This window comes from Acinetobacter sp. MYb10 (genome assembly GCF_002980175.2).
Taxonomy (GTDB): Bacteria; Pseudomonadota; Gammaproteobacteria; order Pseudomonadales; family Moraxellaceae; genus Acinetobacter; species Acinetobacter guillouiae.
Window position 1 is genome coordinate 3,250,200 of record NZ_CP058272.1, and the last position, 20,620, is coordinate 3,270,819.

Annotated in this window: 16 protein-coding genes; 7 read left to right on the forward strand and 9 right to left on the reverse strand. The window is 40.1% G+C overall.

The genetic code is table 11. The features are described from left to right. Positions 1 to 33: 33 nt before the first annotated feature. The 5 genes from aroK (at position 34) to CQZ96_RS15200 (ending at position 8,988) form a co-directional block, all read left to right on the forward strand. A complete protein-coding gene (gene aroK / locus CQZ96_RS15180) occupies positions 34 to 576 on the forward strand; it encodes a shikimate kinase AroK (RefSeq protein ID WP_004725433.1) in 543 nt (180 codons plus the stop codon). A 36-nt stretch (positions 577 to 612) separates the two neighbouring features. Beyond that, positions 613 to 1,692, forward strand: a complete 1,080-nt coding sequence (aroB, locus tag CQZ96_RS15185) for a 3-dehydroquinate synthase (protein ID WP_105713833.1) — start codon at positions 613 to 615, stop codon at positions 1,690 to 1,692. Positions 1,693 to 1,708: 16 nt separating this feature from the next. Next, a complete protein-coding gene (locus CQZ96_RS15190) occupies positions 1,709 to 2,575 on the forward strand; it encodes a hypothetical protein (protein ID WP_105713834.1) in 867 nt (288 codons plus the stop codon). Between the two features lie 425 nt (positions 2,576 to 3,000). Next, entirely contained in the window at positions 3,001 to 7,476 is a 4,476-nt protein-coding gene (gene gltB / locus CQZ96_RS15195) for a glutamate synthase large subunit (RefSeq protein WP_171287926.1), read from the forward strand. A gap of 90 nt (positions 7,477 to 7,566) precedes the next feature. Continuing rightward, entirely contained in the window at positions 7,567 to 8,988 is a 1,422-nt protein-coding gene (locus CQZ96_RS15200) for an FAD-dependent oxidoreductase (protein ID WP_004725441.1), read from the forward strand. Positions 8,989 to 9,061: 73 nt separating this feature from the next. Here the strand turns inward: CQZ96_RS15200 and CQZ96_RS15205 are convergent, their stop codons facing one another. Then, entirely contained in the window at positions 9,062 to 9,610 is a 549-nt protein-coding gene (locus CQZ96_RS15205) for an NAD(P)H-dependent oxidoreductase (protein ID WP_105713836.1), read from the reverse strand. Between the two features lie 90 nt (positions 9,611 to 9,700). On the opposite strand from CQZ96_RS15205, the gene CQZ96_RS15210 reads away from it, so the two are divergent. Both CQZ96_RS15210 and CQZ96_RS15215 read left to right on the forward strand, forming a co-directional pair. Next, positions 9,701 to 10,054 carry a winged helix-turn-helix transcriptional regulator gene (locus CQZ96_RS15210; RefSeq protein WP_056517466.1) on the forward strand — a complete coding sequence of 118 codons (354 nt, stop codon included), beginning with the start codon at positions 9,701 to 9,703 and terminating at the stop codon, positions 10,052 to 10,054. 573 nt (positions 10,055 to 10,627) lie between these two features. Next, positions 10,628 to 11,518, forward strand: a complete 891-nt coding sequence (locus tag CQZ96_RS15215; protein WP_056517463.1) for a metal-dependent hydrolase — start codon at positions 10,628 to 10,630, stop codon at positions 11,516 to 11,518. Between the two features lie 42 nt (positions 11,519 to 11,560). Here CQZ96_RS15215 and CQZ96_RS15220 read toward each other — a convergent pair whose 3' ends face one another. From CQZ96_RS15220 to CQZ96_RS15255, 8 genes are all read right to left on the reverse strand, one after another. After that, entirely contained in the window at positions 11,561 to 12,187 is a 627-nt protein-coding gene (locus CQZ96_RS15220; RefSeq protein ID WP_105713837.1) for a riboflavin synthase subunit alpha, read from the reverse strand. A 311-nt stretch (positions 12,188 to 12,498) separates the two neighbouring features. Then, positions 12,499 to 12,879, reverse strand: a complete 381-nt coding sequence (locus tag CQZ96_RS15225) for a Na+/H+ antiporter subunit G (protein WP_034615073.1) — start codon at positions 12,877 to 12,879, stop codon at positions 12,499 to 12,501. 23 nt (positions 12,880 to 12,902) lie between these two features. After that, positions 12,903 to 13,178: a monovalent cation/H+ antiporter subunit F gene (locus CQZ96_RS15230; protein WP_004725452.1), complete on the reverse strand. Its 276-nt coding sequence runs from the start codon at positions 13,176 to 13,178 to the stop codon at positions 12,903 to 12,905. Then, on the reverse strand, positions 13,175 to 13,696 hold the full coding sequence (locus tag CQZ96_RS15235; RefSeq protein WP_004725454.1) for a Na+/H+ antiporter subunit E: 522 nt from the start codon (positions 13,694 to 13,696) through the stop codon (positions 13,175 to 13,177). Before CQZ96_RS15235 ends, CQZ96_RS15230 begins: the two co-directional genes overlap by 4 nt. Then, positions 13,697 to 15,499 (reverse strand): monovalent cation/H+ antiporter subunit D, encoded by a 1,803-nt coding sequence (locus CQZ96_RS15240; protein ID WP_105713838.1) that lies wholly within the window; start codon positions 15,497 to 15,499, stop codon positions 13,697 to 13,699. Then, positions 15,499 to 15,864, reverse strand: coding sequence for a Na+/H+ antiporter subunit C (locus CQZ96_RS15245; RefSeq protein ID WP_004725457.1), 366 nt, complete (start codon positions 15,862 to 15,864; stop codon positions 15,499 to 15,501). The genes CQZ96_RS15240 and CQZ96_RS15245 overlap by 1 nt, the downstream gene beginning before the upstream one ends. 3 nt (positions 15,865 to 15,867) lie before the next feature. Beyond that, positions 15,868 to 18,705, reverse strand: coding sequence for a monovalent cation/H+ antiporter subunit A (locus CQZ96_RS15250; RefSeq protein WP_105713839.1), 2,838 nt, complete (start codon positions 18,703 to 18,705; stop codon positions 15,868 to 15,870). A 449-nt stretch (positions 18,706 to 19,154) separates the two neighbouring features. Continuing rightward, positions 19,155 to 20,528, reverse strand: a complete 1,374-nt coding sequence (locus CQZ96_RS15255) for an ATP-binding protein (protein WP_105713840.1) — start codon at positions 20,526 to 20,528, stop codon at positions 19,155 to 19,157. Positions 20,529 to 20,620: the final 92 nt, after the last annotated feature.

A 20,620-nucleotide genomic window follows, 5' to 3' on the forward strand; every position in this document is an offset into this window, starting at 1 on the left:
ACTTTCAATGAAAGCAATTCGATAGGTGACTCCTTGCCAAGCAAAGAGTTGGAAACCCTACCAAATATTTATTTGGTAGGGCCCATGGGAGCAGGAAAAACAACAGTTGGCAGGCATCTAGCGGAACTGTTAAGTCGTGAGTTTTTAGACAGCGATCATGAAATAGAAAGAAAAACTGGGGCATCTATTCCTTGGATTTTTGAAAAAGAAGGCGAACAAGGTTTCCGTACAAGAGAAACAATCGTGATTGATGAACTCACATCAAAAAAAAATTTAGTGGTTGCAACAGGTGGTGGTGCTGTTACTCAAGCCATGAATCGAGAATATCTCAAGCATAGAGGTATTGTGATTTATTTATATACCCCTGTAGAAATCCAATTATTACGTACACATCGAGATAAAAATCGTCCTTTATTGCAAGTCGAGAATCCTGAGCAAAAGTTAAAGGATCTACTTAAAGCACGAGATCCACTGTATAGAGATGTTGCACATTATATTATTGAAACCAATCAGGGTGCTGCGCGAGATTTAGCGCTGAGAATATTGCAACTGATCGTTTCAAAAGAAATTATTTAGTCAGTAAATTATCATTCATTGTTATTTGGCAGAATCATGCAAACTTTACATGTTGAACTGGGTGAACGTCGTTATCCAATCTTTATTGGTAGTCATTTGAATCCTCAAGAATTGCTTGAACCTTATATTCAAGGGCATCAAGTGATGATTGTTACAAATACCACAGTTCAGCCTTTGTATTTGTCGCACTATGTTGAAGCAATTCAACAATTGGGGAAGCAGGTTGTAACATGTGTTTTACCTGATGGTGAGAAATATAAAGATATCCAGCACCTTAATTTGATTTTTGATGCTTTGCTTCAAGCTGGTTTTAATCGTGATTGTACGGTTTTGGCTTTAGGTGGTGGGGTGATTGGTGATATGGCAGGTTTTGCTTCCGCCTGTTTCCAACGAGGCGTATATTTTATCCAAGTTCCGACCACATTATTGTCTCAAGTGGATTCGAGTGTTGGTGGGAAAACTGGAATTAATCACCCTTTAGGCAAAAATATGATTGGTGCATTTCAGCAACCTCAAGTGGTTTTGGCTGATATGGCACAACTCAAAACCTTGCCTGAACGTGAGCTTTCAGCAGGTTTGGCTGAGGTGATTAAATATGCGTTACTGGGTGATTTAGACTTTTTAGTATGGTTAGAAGAGCATATGGATGGGCTGATTGCCCAAAATCCAGAATTATTGGCTGAAGCGGTTTACCGTTCTTGTGCGCATAAAGCAAGAATTGTGGCCAATGATGAAAAAGAGCAAGGTGAACGTGCCTTGTTAAATTTAGGTCATACTTTTGGTCATGCCATTGAATCATATCTTGGTTATGGGGTGTGGTTGCATGGAGAAGCAATTGCAACGGGTATGGTGATGGCTGCTGATTTATCCCAGCGTATGGGATGGATTTCATCAGATGATCTGGAACGTACAAAAAAAATCATACAACGTGCCCAATTACCTGTAGCATGTCCTAAAATTCCGCTCGATGAATTTTTGGCATATATGTCACATGATAAAAAAGTATTAAATGGCCAACTTCGTTTAATATTGATAAAACAACTCGGCCAAGCCATCATCACTAAAGATTTTGATGTTGAGTTGATGAAACAAGCGATTCTCGCGAATCAGTTATAGAAAAGGTTAGTTCCAAATGGCAGCAATTCGTACAAATTGGCAAAATATTCGACAATATATTTGGTTGGTTGGTGGATTAATCTGTCTTTTGGTCGCACTGGTTTTTTGGGCAGTGACCGACACCAAAGATTTGGTCACTGTGGTCAATCCGATTGAAGAGTCCCAAGTTCAAATTCAACCTGAAAAAGTTGCCGCAACATCGCATTTAGGTGCTTTGATGGATGAAGTACGTCCACTTGAAATGACCACACGTATTGTGACTGCGGGTAGCCATGATGCAGAATTTCGTGGTACAAAGTTTTTTCAAGAAAATAAGAAAGCTTGGTCGATAGAGTTATTTAAGACCTCGGATGAAGATGTCATCCTGGGATTTTTACAGAAACAAGCGGATCGTAAAAATTTTATTTATTTCCGTTTAAGCGGTGAAGATCAAGCAGAGCAATATGTTTTAGCCTATGGTCTATTTAAAAGTGATGATCAGGCCAAGAGCCAGTTACAACAATTAAATTTAAAACTGCCTGCATCTATCCATCCACAAGCGATCCAGTTTGAAAAATATAGTGCTTTAGTTAATGATCTGGGCTCAGATGAAATGGCAAGTGCAAATAAACTCTATCAAGTGAAATTAAAATCTGCACCTTTACCTGTAGTTGATGAAACGCTATTGGCTCAAGCAAAATCAGCATTGTCATCTTTAACGGGTTCAACTCCTGCAAATCAGACCACAAAAACTACAATTACGCGTCGTGATGCATCTGGCAATGTGGTAGATGTACAAAAGTCGCAATCTCGTGCTCAGCCTTCAGGCAACAACAAAGAGCCAACAGGTGCTACTGCTGATAAAAAACCAGCTGAACATGAAGTTAGTGATCCATTTAATTAAAATTAGCTCTAAAATGAAGCAGAATTAATTATTTAATTTTATATTTGCACAAAAATGGTGCTATAAATGCCTTTATAAGACGCTTAGAATTTTAAAGAATATCTTTATTTCACTATCTTTTAGTGATTTGGTGAACAAAAATAAAATTTGGCATATTTTTTGCTTTATTGTTGCGCTAATTGAGTTGATTGTCCCTGTTTTGGAGCGAAATGATTCAGTTGGTGTGCGATTTAAGTCTGGTTGAGTGCTTTATTTCAGTGCGGAAGTTGTAAAACAATCTTGCAATTAAAGTAAAAACAGACTGGTATTCGATTCTGACTAAGTGGTTTACTTGGGCTAAGAAAATACTTAAAAATCGTAATTGAGTGTTCGAATGTTTTTCGCCCTTTCATGGGCCTATGTAGAAAGAAGGGTACGCTATGCACATGCCATCGCCTAACACTGTAGCTCCCGCTCAAGGTTTATACCAACCGGATGAGTTTAAAGATAACTGTGGTTTCGGCTTGATTGCCCATATGCAGGGTGATGCGAGTCATGATTTAGTCAAGACCGCGATTCATAGTCTAAGCTGTATGACGCACCGTGGTGGTATTGCCGCAGATGGTAAGACCGGTGATGGTTGTGGCTTGCTCTTGGCTATGCCTAAAGCATTCTTCCGTGAAGAAGCAAAAAAGATCAGTGACATTACACTGAGTGAAATTTTTGCGGTCGGGACGATATTTTTAAATTTAGATCCAGCACTTGCGGCTCATGCAAAGCAAATTCTAACCCATGAAATTGAAGAAGAAGGTTGCCGAGTCATTGGTTGGCGTATCGTTCCAACCAATAATGATGCCTTGGGTTCAATCGCAATGCAGTCTTTACCTGCATTTGAACAAATTTTTGTCAATTGCCCAATGGGTGTGACTGAGGTTGAATTTAACCGTAAGTTACTTATGGCACGTCGTCGTGCAGAACAACAATTAACAGCTGATCCATATTTTTATGTGACTACACTGTGTTCTACAGTGATCACCTATAAAGGCTTAATGATGCCTGCATATATTGCAGAATTCTATACAGACCTTGCTGATGAACGTTTGGACTCACACATTGTTGTATTCCATCAACGTTTCTCAACCAATACTTTACCCCGTTGGCCATTGGCACAGCCGTTCCGTTATTTGGCACATAATGGTGAAATTAACACCATTACTGCAAACCGTAACTGGGCAGTGGCACGTACACCAAAATTTGAAAACCCATTATTGCCAGGCATTACTGAACTGAGTCCAATTGTAAACCGTACAGGCTCAGACTCATCAAGTATGGACAATATGCTTGAGTTGCTAGTTGGTGGCGGGATGGATTTATTCCGTGCATTACGTATGCTTGTTCCACCAGCGTGGCAAAACGTTGAAACATTAGATGCTGATTTACGTGCGTTTTATGAATTCAACTCTAAGCATATGGAAGCTTGGGACGGTCCTGCGGGTCTGGTGATCCAAGATGGTCGTCATGCAATTTGTATGTTAGACCGTAATGGCTTACGTCCGGCACGTTGGGTGATCACTAAAAATGGTTATATCACTCTGGCATCAGAAATTGGTGTGTGGGGTTATGAACCTGAAGATGTGATCTCTAAAGGCCGTGTAGGTCCTGGTCAAATTCTTGTGATTGATACATTGACTGGAAAATTGCTCGATACTAAAGATGTGAGCAATCATCTGAAAAAAATGCGTCCTTACCGTGAATGGTTACGTGAAAACTCAGTTCGCTTACAAGGTAGTCCAGAGCTTGAAGAGTATTTATGTGATCAAGGCTTAAAAGGTGATGACCTTAAAGCGGCTCAAAAAATGTTTATGGTGACATTTGAAGAGCGTGATCAACTGCTTCGTCCAATCGCTGAAAGCGGACAGGAAGCTGTCGGTTCAATGGGTGATGATACACCAATGGCGGTATTGTCTCGTCAAGTACGTCATGTGACAGATTATTTCCGTCAACAATTTGCGCAAGTGACCAATCCACCGATTGACCCATTACGTGAATCAATCGTTATGTCATTGGAAACCTGCTTTGGTCGTGAGCAAAATGTATTTGAACAAGGTCCAGAGCATGCAGATCGTTTAATTGTATCGAGCCCTGTACTGTCAAACTCTAAAATGCATCAGATTCGTACCCTTGGTCGTAAAGGTTACGAAATTGCAGATATTGATTTGAATTATCCTGTAGTTGAAGGTCTTGAAGCCGCGATTTCACGTATTTGTGAAGAAGCTGCACAAGCGATTCGTGATGGTAAAACCTTATTGGTCATTTCAGATCGTAAAATCCGTGAAGGCTTTTTACCGGCAAATGCTGCAATGGTGACGGGTGCAATTCATCACTTCTTGATTAATGCTGGTTTACGTACCGATGCAAACATCATTGTTGAAACTGCACTTGCACGTGATGCACATCAGTTTGCCGTGATCTTAGGTTTTGGTGCAACTGCGATTTACCCTTATTTGGCTTATGATGTGATCAACGATTTGATTGCAAAAGGTGAGTTATTAGGTGATCCGATTCATGCTCAAGCGAATTTCCGTAAAGGTATTGATAAAGGGTTGCTTAAAGTCCTTTCAAAAATGGGGATTTCAACAGTCGCATCTTATCGTGGTGGACAGTTATTTGAAGCAGTCGGTTTATCTGAAGAAGTTGTTAGTAAGTGCTTCACAGGTGTGCCAAGTCGTATTAAAGGTGCAACATTCATTGACCTTGAAAATGACTTGAAAAAACTAGCAGACATTGCTTGGAAAGCGCGTAAGCCAATTGAACAAGGTGGTTTGCTCAAGTTTGTCTTTGATAAGGAATACCACGCATTTAATCCAGATGTGATCAATGCGTTGCATAAATCTGTACGTTCAGGGAATTATGCTGACTTTAAAGAATACGCAGAGTTGGTGAACACACGTCCAATTGCAACGATTCGTGACTTATTAAAACTCAAAACTGATCATTCTATTCCATTAGAAGCAGTTGAATCAGTAGAAGAAATTCTGCCACGTTTTGACTCTGCTGGTATGTCTTTAGGTGCATTGTCACCGGAGGCACATGAAGCCATTGCGATCGCAATGAATACAATCGGTGGTCGTTCAAACTCGGGTGAGGGTGGTGAAGATCCTGCACGTTATGGCACTATTCGTAACTCTAAAATTAAGCAAATTGCTTCAGGTCGTTTTGGTGTAACACCTGCATATTTAACATCTGCTGAAGTGTTACAGATCAAAGTAGCGCAAGGTGCAAAACCAGGTGAAGGCGGTCAGTTACCGGGCGGTAAAGTGAATGGCTTAATTGCGCGTTTACGCTACTCGGTTCCAGGTGTGACTTTGATTTCACCACCACCACACCATGATATTTATTCTATTGAAGATTTATCACAGCTGATCTTTGACTTGAAGCAAGTCAATCCACAAGCCATGGTGTCTGTGAAGTTAGTATCAGAGCCAGGGGTGGGAACAATTGCAGCAGGTGTTGCAAAAGCCTATGCAGATTTCATTACCATTTCTGGATATGACGGTGGTACAGCGGCTTCACCTTTATCCTCTATTCATCATGCGGGTTCACCATGGGAATTGGGTCTTTCAGAAGCGCATCAAGCACTTCGTGTCAATGACCTGCGTGGTAAAGTACGTGTACAAACTGATGGTGGTTTGAAAACAGGTTTAGATGTGGTTAAAGCTGCGATTTTAGGTGCGGAGAGCTTTGGTTTTGGTTCTACCCCAATGATCGCGCTTGGATGTAAATACCTGCGTATTTGTCACTTAAATAACTGTGCAACAGGTGTGGCAACTCAGCAAGATCATTTACGTCAAGAGCATTATATTGGCGAGCCAGAAATGCTGATTAATTTCTTCCACTTTATTGCGGAAGAAACACGTGAATGGTTGGCTGCTTTAGGTGTTGCATCATTGAAAGATTTGATCGGTCGTACTGATCTACTTGAGATGTTGCCAGGTGAAACGGATAAACATGCGCATTTAGATTTAAGTGCATTGTTAGAGTCGCACCCATCTGCGGAAGGCAAAGCGCAATATTGCCAAGTACAAGGCAATGAACCATTTGATAAAGGTATTCTTGCTGAGAAAATGGTGGCAGAAATGTTGCCTGCGATTGAAGCAAGTACCGGTGGTGAGTTCCATTTTACTGTGGGCAACTGTGACCGTTCAATTGGTGCGCGTCTTTCAGGTGAAATTGCCAAACGTTATGGCAACCTCAGTATGGAAGCACATCCTGTTAAAGTGAATTTAAAAGGAACTGCGGGTCAGTCATTGGGTGTTTGGAATGCGGGTGGTTTGCATATCAGCCTTGAAGGTGATGCAAACGACTATGTGGGCAAAGGTATGGCAGGTGGTCGAGTATCGATCTTCCCACCAAAAGGTTCACCATTCCAAACTCAAGAAACGGCAATTATCGGCAATACCTGTTTGTACGGTGCGACAGGCGGTAAATTATTTGCTGCGGGTACAGCGGGCGAGCGTTTTGCTGTACGTAACTCTGGCGCGTTTGCGGTCATTGAAGGTGCAGGCGACCATTGCTGTGAATATATGACAGGCGGTATCGTGACTGTACTGGGTAAAGTTGGACACAACTTTGGTGCAGGTATGACGGGTGGTTTTGCTTATGTACTTGACTTAGATAACGACTTTGTTGATTACTACAACCACGAATTGATTGAATTAAACCGTATTTCTACAGAAGCGATGGAAGAACATCAAGAATTCTTACTTCGTATCTTAGATGAACACATTGCTGAAACAGGTAGTGCTTGGGCGTACAAGATTCGCAACGAGTTTGATTTCTATAGCCGTAAATTCTGGCTGGTGAAACCAAAAGCGGCTAATTTACAAACGCTTTTGAAAACAACTCAAGCAGATCCACAATAATTCCACTACTCAAATTTTAGGTAGGTGTGGATAACTTCGCAGATATACACAAGCGAATGAAGTTATCCACGCTCACCCACGGAGAGAGACATGGCTGAACGCCTGAATAATGACTTTCAATTTCTGGATGTAGCACGCCAAGATCCAGAGAAAAAAGATATTAATGTCCGCAAAGCAGAGTTTGTGGAAATTTATAAACCTTTTACAGCGGAAGTTGCAGCAAACCAGACCCACCGTTGTTTAGGCTGTGGTAACCCGTATTGTGAATGGAAATGTCCCGTACATAACTATATTCCAAACTGGTTAAAACTGATTGCAGAAGGACGTATTTTCCAAGCAGCTGAGCTTTGCCATCAAACCAACACTTTGCCTGAAGTATGTGGTCGGGTATGTCCGCAAGACCGTTTATGTGAGGGTGCTTGTACCCTGAATGATGGTTTTGGTGCTGTGACCATTGGTAATGCCGAAAAATATATCAACGATACTGCCTTTGCTTTGGGCTGGCGTCCAGATATGTCATCGGTAAAATGGACCAACAAAAAAGTTGCCATTATTGGTGCAGGTCCAGCAGGCTTAGGTTGTGCAGATATTTTAGTCCGTAATGGAGTAAAACCTGTTGTATTTGACAAGCGTCCTGAAATTGGTGGATTGCTTACATTTGGTATTCCAGAATTCAAAATGGAAAAAGATGTAATGAAACGCCGCCGTGAAATTTTCACAGGCATGGGTGTTGAATTCCGCTTAAATACTGAAATTGGTACAGATATCACTATCGATCAATTGCTTGCTGATTATGATGCTGTATTTATGGGTATGGGAACCTATACCTATATGAAAGGTGGCTTTGCAGGTGAAGATTTTGATGGTGTCTATGATGCACTGGATTTCTTGATTGCAAATGTTAATCGTACACAAGGCTGGGAAAAAGATCCATCTGAATACATTAGTGTTCAGGGCAAAAAAGTCATCGTTTTAGGTGGTGGTGATACTGCAATGGACTGTAACCGTACTTCAATCCGTCAGGGTGCAGAGTCAGTGACTTGTGCTTACCGTCGTGATGAAGAAAATATGCCAGGTTCACGTCGTGAAGTGAAGAATGCGCGTGAAGAAGGGGTAGACTTCCAGTTCAACCGTCAGCCAATCGAAATCGTCGGTGAAAACGGTAAAGTGACGGGTGTAAAAGTTGTGACTACCCAGCTGGGTGACCCAGATAGCCGTGGTCGTCGTAGCCCTGAACCGATTCCAGGCTCTGAAGAAGTTTTACCCGCAGATGCGGTATTGCTGGCTTTTGGTTTCCGTACCAGCCCAGCAGAATGGTTTGCAGGTGCAAATATTGGGTTAGATGGTTCTGGCCGAGTCATTGCAGCTGAAAAACAACAATTTAAATTCCAGACCTCTAACCCAAAAATCTTTGCGGGCGGAGATATGGTACGTGGTTCTGATTTGGTGGTGACTGCAATCTGGGAAGGTCGTGAAGCTGCTGAAGGAATTTTGGATTATCTTGATGTTTAATTTTAGACATTAAATAACATCTATTTAAGAGCCCGCAGTCATGCGGGCTTTTTAATGCAGCAAAATCAAAAATTTAATCTGTGCGAATTGCTTGCAGATACTGATTTAACATTAAACTATGTTGTTTTGCCCGAGCTCTGATTTCAGTATGTGTATGCCCTAAAACAGTTGAAATATTATATAAGAACACGGGTTTTAAATATTCCATTCCGGTATAAAGTGCTGATTTTTGAATTGGAGATAAAAAGTCTTCCAGTAATGAATGCTGCTGTTCCGTACTAAAATTCTGCTCAGGTTGGCCAATGGTCATACTCAGCAAAAGCTTTTTATTTTTAAGCTTGTCTCCTTGGGAACCATAGGCGAATTGATAGGTAAATACTTGATCAAACCAAATTTTTAAAATGGCAGGTATACTGAACCAGTACATAGGACATTGTAAAATGATCAGCTCATGCCTTAATAGTGCACTTTGTTCAGCAGCAATATCGATTTGATAATCTGGATATAAATCATGAATATGGCGAATTTCTAAATCAGTTTGAGTTCTTGATAATTCATCGACAATGGTTTTATTTGCGACAGATTCAGTAAAACTGGGATGCGCTAAAATCAGTAATGCCATCTTGGTTTTTCCCACTATAAAAATTATAGTGAATATAAATATTATAGTTTTTATGTACAATAACTATCCATTTTGATAGCTGGCAGAAAAATGAATACTGAGCAAAACACCTGTGAAGTGACTTTTCACGATAAGACTTATCATTGTCCGATTAGTATGGTGATGGATTTAATCGGTGGGAAATGGAAAACAGTGATTCTTTATTATCTAAAGGAGGAGTCAAAACGCTTTAATCAACTTAAGCGTGATATGCCAGATATCACAGAAATGACCTTAAGTTTGCAACTCAAGCAACTGGAAAAGAATGGTTTTATTTCCAGAACCGTATTTGGTGACAAGCCTCCAGTCAAAGTGGTGTATGAATTAACTGCATTTGGTCAAACATTTATTCCTGTACTGGACGCTTTATCTGCTTGGGCACATGGCTTTTCAGAGCAAAACTGATTCAAAGTGGAGGCATTGAAATAAGTAGTTTTAATGGTTAAATCGGCTATGGAAAAGCGACGAAAAGTGCAATTTAGCAATAAAATTTGCCAATCACACTAAAGCAACAATTTGTTTTTTTAATAGAAAAAAGTTCCTAGACGAATCATATTTGTTTGGGTTCTATAAAACACATGCTTTTTTGTTGAATGTTTATATGACGTTGCAAGCATAAATATTTATAAATTGAGTTCTAATTTTGAATGGATCCTATGTGATTGTTTTAAAAATGAAAACACAACTCAACCTGATTGAAAAATGTCATTTAAGTCAATAAAAGCATGCTTATAAATCTCGATTTTAGGCTTTGTGTAAACGATAAAGCACTTTTTTGTGAATATAAGAAATATATTTATTTTTAATAAGTTTAATTATATCAATAGATTATGTTTTTAATTTTTTTAGATTTTCAATTAAGCCATGTGTTTTTTTGAAAATGATATTTTAGGTCAACTGTGTGGATGATTCTGCAATATACAAATATTGAGATTGTGCCAATATAGCTTAAATTCAGACAAATGTAGGATTATCCTTATGTCAACAGTTCAAGCGACGGCAGAAAAATCATATTTAAATCGTCCTAAAGCTATTGGTATTAAAGTCCGTAAACCAAGCTTTAACCCAAAAGCAATTCGCAGACATTTTTTTGCGAATTCTCCTGTGATGTCACATTTATTGACTGCGCTTTCTTCAACATTTCCGATTGGTGAGCAGTTCTTTGTACATAGTGTGCGTAATGTACGTGACAAAATCACGGATGAAAAATTGCAAGCGCAAATTGCAGCATTTATTGGTCAAGAGGCCATGCACTCCAAAGCCCATACGGAATTTAATGATGCATGGCGCCGTGATGATTATAACTTAGACAGTTTTCAAGCATGGTTAGCACGTCGAGATGCACTGATTAAAAGTGTACATCCAAAATTACAACTTGCAGTTACCGCGGCTTTTGAGCATTTTACTGCATTATTGGGTGGCTATATTCTTCGTCATCCTGAAGTTTTAAGCACTCTGGATGATGATGCGGTTAAACTTTGGGTATGGCATGCAATCGAAGAAATTGAGCATCGTGCAGTGGCATTTGATGTATATCAGGCGATTTATAAAGATGATCGGACTCGTCGTACAGTGATGCGTAATGTGACTACGGGTTTTGCAAGTTTAACGTTTTATTCGGCTACCCGTTTGTTTATGCAAGACTGGAGAAAAAGTTTACCTAAAGTGCCGCAAAATATCTTTGGGGTATATATGATTTCTAAAATGTTGATTTCATTGATTCCTGAATATTTATCTTATTACAAATCTGACTTTCATCCTGATGAAATTGATTATTCGAAGATTGTGGCGTACTGGAAAGAAAAGCTGGCAGATGATTATGGAATGGAAAGTTTCCAAGATGAAGTGCACCTGCCGTTATATAGTTAAGACAATCTTTTAGATCAAAGGGCCAATTTAGAAAATTGGCTTTTAGTCTTCTTGCTGACGTTGATGGATATTTTCTAAAGTATCGACCATAGTGCGGGTCATTTGGTCAATTTCATAATTGAGTTTGCCACCAATTTGGACATGTTTAAATGTCGTCAAACGTAAGGTTTCTGGGATTAAATCCACTGAAATTTCATTGGTTTTCCGATCTACGCGATTGACCGTCAAGCTGCAACCTTGCAGTCCAATAAAGCCCTTTTTAAAGAAGTATTTGATATTGTCATCTGGAATAACGATATCAATGTGTAGCGTTTCACCGGTATGAACCACATCTTTAATGGTTGCCATACCTTCGATATGCCCAAAAATATTGTGCCCACCGTTTTCCATGCCTGCTTTGATAGATCTTTCGATATTGACTTCATCACCAATTTTTAAAAATTGTAATGTAGTGAGAGAAGTGGTCAGTGCTGAAACATCAAATGAGGCTATATTTGCAACAGCATCAAAACTTGTTGCGGTTAGGCATGTCCCATCGATTGCAACACTGGCACCAATAAAAACATTGTTAAAAAAGCCATTTTCATTGGAAATATAAAGGGTTGTAAAATTATCACCTTGTTGGATGTTTACAACTTTTTCTAAGCCTTGAACGATACCTGTATACATCGCTGATCTCTTTTATTTAGCTGATTTTTATTGTACAGATTTCATTGAAGAGGACTAGGGCTGAATTTTAGATTTATGTTGTATAGAAGAGCCAAACATCATACTTAGATGACTTTTTAAAAGAGAATGAATATAGCAGTAAGGTTTGCACAGGCTTATTTTATAGGGAAAAGTTTATATAGCTAGATGAGAATGTATTTCAGACGATTTAAGCTTGGTTGTGGCTTAAATTGGACTAAGTCAGTATGCACCTAGACCCAGTCCAATTTAATTTAGCTAACCAACCAATCAACAATTAGTCAGAAAATGAATCAAATCTTATCTTTAAACTGTTTTATGATTTTTTGACGTTGCCATGGTAAAGGACGATTAATCGCTTCAGGTACATCACCAGAGGTTGAACGCAGACGTAAATGAATTGCTGCCTGCGCAATTAAGTTTGCTGATACTGGGGCTGTAATAAAGGCAAGCAGGGTGATCAATAACTCTGCAAAACCTAAACGACTGTTAAACGCTGCGTAAATCATCCCCGCGATTAAAAAGCTGCCTAAGCCCAAGGTACTGGATTTGGTCGGTGCATGTAGACGCATAAATAAGTCTGGTAATTTGACCATACCTATGCCACCCACCAAGGTAAAAAATGCACCGACAATCAAGAAGAATGAAACGATGATTTCCATGACAATTTGCATATTATTTTCCATGTACTTTCTCCTTAATCAACCACATGACCCGTTGTAAAATAACGAGCCAGTGCAGCAGTTGAAACAAAGCCCAGCATTGCAACCAATAATGCGCCTTCAAACATTGAAGTGCTTGCCCAATAAATACCAAGAATGACAACTAAGCAGGTTGCATTTAAAAACAATGTATCCAATGCCAGTAATCGATCTACGATAGAAGGGCCCATCACCAAACGAATCAAACATAACAACATAGAGATGGTCACAGCGAGCAGGCAAATGCCAAGTGCATAAGGTAAAATACTCATGAACGTGCTCCTCGTTGCAGGTCAAAGATTTCGATTAACGGAACTTCATAGCGGGTTTTAATGGCTTGAATTTCTGCATCTACATCATCACAACTTAGTGCATGAACCAAAATATCGCCACGTTCTTGATCAATTCCAGCACTGACTGTACCTGGTGTGGTGGTAATGATCATCGCCAGTAAAGTATTGACATGTTCATGGTCAGTTTCCAATGGAACTCGAAACCATTTTGGGGTGAGATTTTTGGTTGGGCCTAAGACTTGTTTAGCAACTTTAATATTGCTGACGATGATGTCCCATAGCACCACAAAAAATAATTGAATGGCGCTTTTCCAATGAATATTGGGTGTATGAATGATAAAGGGTTGAATCAGTTTAGGAATGATTAATCCCAAACTGATTGCCACAACAAAATCAAAGCTTTCAGCACTATGGTTCAACATAAGCCAACTCATTGCCACAATCACCGACACAAAAGGATGCGGTAAAATACGAGCGAATAATGATTTATTTTGCATTTATTGCTCCATAGGCTTGAGTTGAGCATTTTCAACATGTTGTTGCTGTTCTTGCCCCTGAATTTGGCGTTGCTTAAATTCAGAGATATGTTCGCCTTTTAGGGTTTCTGGGCTAATGATATAGGGAATATAGTGTGCATTTGGATCAACCATTTCACCATTGTATTTTGTTTCAGGTACATAGTGCGGATCGAAAGGTTGTACACTGATAGTTTCACCATGCCCATCCAATTTTAAAATACGCTGTTGATAAAGTGATGCATCAGAAACTTGCAGCGCTGTTTTTTCAACATAATTTAAAATTGGAGCAGCACAAACCACATAGACAATCAGTCCTGCCAGTAGTAGGTAAACACTTTTGTCATTGCGTGCAGGGGCTTGCTCGGGTAAGTCCTGATAAGCTGTATAAGCCTCTTCTTTCGGATTGTCCTCAGGTGTCGTCGCTCGCCAAAACAGGATAAATCCGACTCGTGTAAATGCCAGAATACTTAAAAAACTGACAATCAAGATAATCGCAATAATCCAGCCTTGTGCAGACAAGTTTGCAGTTGCCTGTAAGATTAAGACTTTGCCTAAAAAACCACTAAATGGCGGCAAACCTGCCATCATCAAAGCGATAAGAAAGAACGTCATGGCAATGACTTTGTCTTGCTTCATCTTTGGCGCGACTTTGAGATGATCTTTCATTGCACCGCGTTGTGAGGTAATCCAACCACAGAGCAAATAGAACGAAGCGGCAATGATGGTGCTGTGAACGAGGTAGTACAATCCAGCAGCCCATGCTGGTGTGTTAAACATGGCAATGGCAACTAAAATCGTTCCGACTGAGGATAACACCATAAAGCCAACGAAGCGGCGTAAGCGTTCAGCTGCGAGTGCACCGATCACACCATATAATGATGTGACTAAACCAATTGGCAATAAGTAATTGCTAAAGATCGTTTGACCAAGCTCATCATTAAAGACAGTACCATTGACCCGTAAAATTGCATACACACCCACTTTGGTCATGATGGTGAAAATAGCAGCAACAGGTGTCGCGGCAACAGCATAGGTTTTTGGCAACCAGAAACCCACAGGTAACATGGCTGCTTTGATGCCAAATACCACAAATAGAAGCAAACCACCTGCTATAGCAAGACGATGTTGATCATGTTCCAAGGTTGGTAATAAACGGCCGACATCGGCCATATTCAAACTGCCCACACTGCCATAAATCATACCTAAACCGATGAGGAATAGGGCAGAAGCCAGTAAGTTGATGGTGACGTAGTGAATGCCTAATTGGAAACGGGCTTTGCCTTGACCATGTAACAGCAAGACATAAGACGCCATCAGTAATATTTCAAAGAATACAAACAGGTTAAATAAGTCACCTGTTAAGAATGCACCAGTCAGACCCATTAAAAGAAGATGGAACATGGCATGAAAATAACGCCCACGTTCATCCCATTCTTTGCTGGCAAACCACAATATAGGCGCTGCAAGTGTGTAGGTGAGAACCAGCATTAACGCCGATAAGCGATCCAGGACCAAGACAATCCCAAATGGTGCAGACCATTCAGCAAGTTGATAAACAAAGATTTTCCCAGTATTGGCTTGAATCAGGTAAGCAATCGCAGTGGCGAGTCCAAGGATAACCGAGATTAAGCTAATACCACGGCGCCAAGGTTGTCGCCAATCATGTTTTAAAGCGCCTGAACCAGGATTGCCTAATAAAATCAGCATAAAGCCTGTAAATGCAGGAATTAAAATACTCAGGATTGGAGAATGAGCATACCAAAAATCTAAAAAGCTGGTCATTATGGCTCATCCTCACGTGGGTCAAAATTACTCGGTTCCTCTTTGGTGTCTACATGGTCTGTCCCAGACTCATAACGACTGCGTAATGCCAATTGAACGATAAAAGCAGTCGTTGCAAAGCCAATGACAATTGCGGTTAGCACTAAAGCTTGAGGCAAAGGGTCAGTGACTTTGCTGGCTTGGGTTAAAATCGCAGGTGAACTGATTTGTATTCTCCCCATCGAAAACAGGAAGATATTGACTGCATAGCCAATCATGGCTAATCCAAGAACGACTGGAAAGGTACGTGCACGAAGAATCAGATAAATTCCTGAGGCAACCAATAATCCAATCGCAGATGCAATTAAAAATTCTAAACTGATCATGCATTACTCCTTGGGTACTGGACCAGACATGCTTGAATGTCTAGAGTCGCCTAAAACAGAAATGAGTAACATTGCTGCACCAACAACCGTGACGTATACGCCAAGGTCAAATCCGGCAGCAGAGGCAAGATGGAATTTGCCAAATAGTCCTGATTCCACATAAATATGTGCGCTGGTAAGAAACGGACGTGCCCAGAACCATGAAGCCAGACCTGAAAGCCCAGCAATGATTAGCCCTAAACCAATCCAGATTTCGTATAAACGACCAGATTGAGCACGCAGCATTTTTTCAGCCTGATCTTGTCCAATCGCGATATATTGGATCACCAAGGCCATGGAGGTAATTAAGCCTGCAATAAAGCCGCCACCTGGATAATTATGTCCTCGTAGGAAAATATACAGACTTACCACAAGTGCGATCGGCAGTACCCATGAAGCCGTCATACGGAACATCAACGGCGATGGATTGAAACGATAGCTCAGACCTTGAGTGATCGTGGTGCCATGAGCACGCATCCCATCCATCATGCACAGCGCACCAATGGCTGCGATACCCAATACGGCAATTTCACCAAAGGTATCGAAACCACGGAAATCAACCAGAATGACATTGACGATGTTTGAGCCACCGCCTAACGGAATTGACTGCTGAACAAAGAACCATGAAATCGAGTTATGATCACGTGTCATGATTAACCAGGTAATCCAACCAATACCAATGCCGCCACCAATTGCAATGACTGCGTCACGCCAACGACGGGTTTGGCTGGACTCATAAGGGGTCAATTGAGGAAGCAGTGATAAGCTCATCAATAGCAGAACAGTCGTGACAACATCCACGGTAATTTGTGTCAGTGCTAAGTCTGGCGCAGAGAGTGTGATGAAAATCATCGTCACGACCAAACCAATTGCACCACTAATCAGAACCGCTTTGATACGTTCATGGTGGAACCACAGCATCATCCAGCAGGCGGAGAATAATAACAGCCATAACACGATTGCAGTAAAGGGTGCATGTGTGAGTTCACGTGTTCCTGTAGTTAAATTTTGGTTGATCAATGGCGTGGCAACCACGGCAATACTTAAGGCCAAAATCCACAATAAATAATTTTGTAATGAGCCAGTTTCAGTCTTTTTCTTAATTTTGCGTGAAATCAGCAAGAGATTTTTAAGGAAATCTTCAAATAATAATTTGCCTTGGAAACGACCTAAGCGTGGATCAAGATCAATTTCACGAATTCGCCCGCCTTTGGCCAAGGCGAAATAGAAAATCACACCACCAATTAAGGCAATTGCACTCATCAGTAACGGTAAATTAAAACCATGCCAGATGGCTAAATGAACCCCTTCAAAACTGGTAATTTGTGTTGATGCGCGTGTTCCCGCATTGACAATGTTTTCAACCAACAGTGCAGGAATGATCCCCACTAAAATACATAAAGTTGCCAATATGATTGCTGGAATTCGCATACCGATTGGCGGCTCATGGGCATTTTTATTGGGAACATTAGGCCCCACATCACCATCAAAAAATACGCCATGTACCAGACGAACCGAGTAAGCAACCGCAAATAAACCTGCCAATGTTGCAACAATCGCTGCTAACACAACATAGCCACCAGATAAGTTTGCCAATAACTCAGTAAAGAACATTTCTTTCGAGATAAAGCCATTTGTCAAAGGTACACCTGCCATACTTGCAGCGGTAATCATGGTTAATGTTGCTGTGAATGGAAGAAGTTGCCAAAGCCCACTTAATTTTCTTAAATCCCGTGTACCAGACTCATGGTCAATGATCCCAGCGAGCATAAATAATGCCGCTTTAAAGGTTGCATGATTGATGATATGGAAAACTGCAGCAGCCACTGCTAAAGGTGAGCCTATACCCAAAAGGCACATGATCAGACCTAAATGACTGATGGTTGAATAAGCCAATAAGCCTTTTAAATCTTCTTTAAAGATGGCAAAAAATGCTGCCATACATAAGGTCAGCAGACCAATTGTGGTGACAAGATTATGGAACAGTGCCGAGCCAACAAAGATTGGCAATAAGCGTGCAACCAGAAAAATCCCTGCTTTTACCATAGTTGCTGAATGCAGATAGGCTGAGACAGGGGTTGGTGCTGCCATGGCATTAGGCAGCCAGAAATGGAACGGGAATTGCGCACTTTTGGTAAAAGCACCCAATAAAATCAACAATAAAGCGGGAACAAATAAACCACTATTTTGAATTGTACTCGCCATCATGGTGAGTTGGTCAATTTGATAGGTTCCTGCGATTTGACCAATCAGAATAAATCCACCCAGCATGGCTAAGCCACCCATACCTGTGATGGTGAGTGCCATCCGTGCACCACGTTGCGCGGCGTCGTAGTTACTCCAATAGCCTACTAACAAGAATGATGAAATACTGGTCAATTCCCAAAAAACCAATAAAATAATTAAATTATTCGATAAAGAAATACCCAACATTGCGGCCATAAACAGCATCAACAATGCATAGAGCTTACTCAGAGAATTTTTTGGGTTTAGATAATAATAGGCATAGATATAAATCAGTGTGCCGATCCCCGTGATCAGCAATGAAAAAATTAAACTTAACGCATCTAATCGGAAACTAAAATCAATACCAATTTGAGGTAGCCATTGCCACTGCTCTAAAACGGCTTGTCCACTTAATACTGTTTTCGCTTGAGTCAGCAGCAGGATAAAACTGCTTAAACTGACCCCGATTGCCCCTAAGGCTGTTACCCCGCGAGAGAATTGCTTCAGCCACAGAACAACGATAGTGCCAAGTATTAATGGTAAAAGAATAATAATCGGAAGCACACGCGTATCCATTGTCGTGAATAGGTCGTGAAACCTATGTGAATCTTATCTTTCAAGGATTTGAGGAATGCAAGGAACAGTCCAATAACTTAAATCTTGAAAGCCGAATTAAATTAGTAATTAAAAAATGAGTTGTGTTGCGCAACTTGAGAAAGCGATTAGAAAATCAATTTGCATTGAAAAATCTAATTTAAATTGATTTTTTCATCTTATTACATGAGTAGAATAACATCAATTTATTTTGTCATTTTTTACGCAAACATTTGTAATTATACGCTTCATGTGACTTTTTGCTGCTTGAAAAGCATGCGGTAACAATCAATCTAGTACATTTGGAACTTAATAGAACAATGAATATGAACGTGAATATATTCATGATTTGAGAATGGAGTATAAAAGACAGTGTTTCACAATTGATGATCATTCACTGTCTGCTATTGACGGGTTTAGGCTGAGGTTTTTTATAATAAGAACTTATGTGACGTTTGGTCATCACCAGACTGCATTAAACGTTTTAATTCGGTCTTTTGTTCTTCACTCAGGTGTTTAAACTGCTCAAAAAGCTGTTGAACATTTACTGGCAGATTGGGTTCAGGTTCAAGCAAATCCTGTTCAGCGCTTTTGGGAACTTCTTTGAGCAAGTTTGCATAAATATCTTGGTATTCTTGCCATACTTTATTGCTCTGAATTTCATAAAGCTTTTTATTGTCCAGTTTAAAACATTGATATTCGTCGGCTTGCTCAAGCAGCTCTTCATGACTGGCTGTGGCAATGATCTGTAAACGAGGAAAGGCTTGATTTAAACGATCGAGAATCAGTTGTAGGCCAAATTGATCTAAATCAACATCAATTTGATCAATCAGTAAGATGCCTTCACCTTCTTCACAAGGATAAAGACTTAAAGGATTGAGTATGCACATGCGACGTACCAAATCACCGACTAAGGCCAGCCAATTTTTAACCGTATTTGACAGTTGTGAGTAAGTCAGACTTTGATTTTTATAAGTGACCATCAATTGTAATTTGGGTTGATATTCTAAATAGAGATCTGTGACTTCAGGAAGGACGATACTTAAGCTTTGCTTTAAGGCTTTTAAGCTGGGTGCATGTAACTGAGAACGGGCTTGAAATAAAATACTTTGAAAATCCTCATCGCTTTGATTTGAAGATTCTTTTTGTGCTAAAACACTTTGAAAAAGTTGCGCGATTTGTGCATTTTCGATATCACTGATTTCGCGAAACCATTCGAAAAATCGTGCAAAGGTGGTATATGGAATCGGTACTAATTCATAGGCATTGTGCGCTTGTAAAATAATAGGATTATTTTTATTGAGAATATTCACTTCATTTACAAATCGTTCAGCAGGGTAGTAGGCAATTAAAGGTAAGCCTTGAACAGGATCTTTTTTGAGCACTAGATTATAACGTTCTACCAATTGTTCGAGTTGTACTAAGTCAACTTTACTCAGACCAACACCAGAACTATTTAAGGTTTTATATAATTGCCAATGACAACTTTGTGGATCTTGTTCTGCTGTTGCAGTGCTTTCTGCGAGTTGACCAAACTCTATTGGGAAACTGATTTTAACATCTATTTTGGATTGCACTCGATCTTGCATAATGTCTTGGTCGAGCATTACCACACCAGGTGTGCGCAAATCTTTTAGACGTGCAGGAAACCAAGTCAAAGCTTGGTAAATATTTTTAATAATTGCCGTTTTTCCACTGGCTTGTTCGCCAACAATTAAACTGATTGGTTTGTTTTTATAATTAAAATCTATTTTTAAATCAGCAAAATGGTATGTATGGCGAAAATGAATTGCTGCTAGTTTCATAGGATACCTGAAAATTGACTGACAGCATAAAAAGCTGTTGATATTTTCACCTTGCGATTTTTTCGCTGTGACAGATGAATTGGTCAAAAACC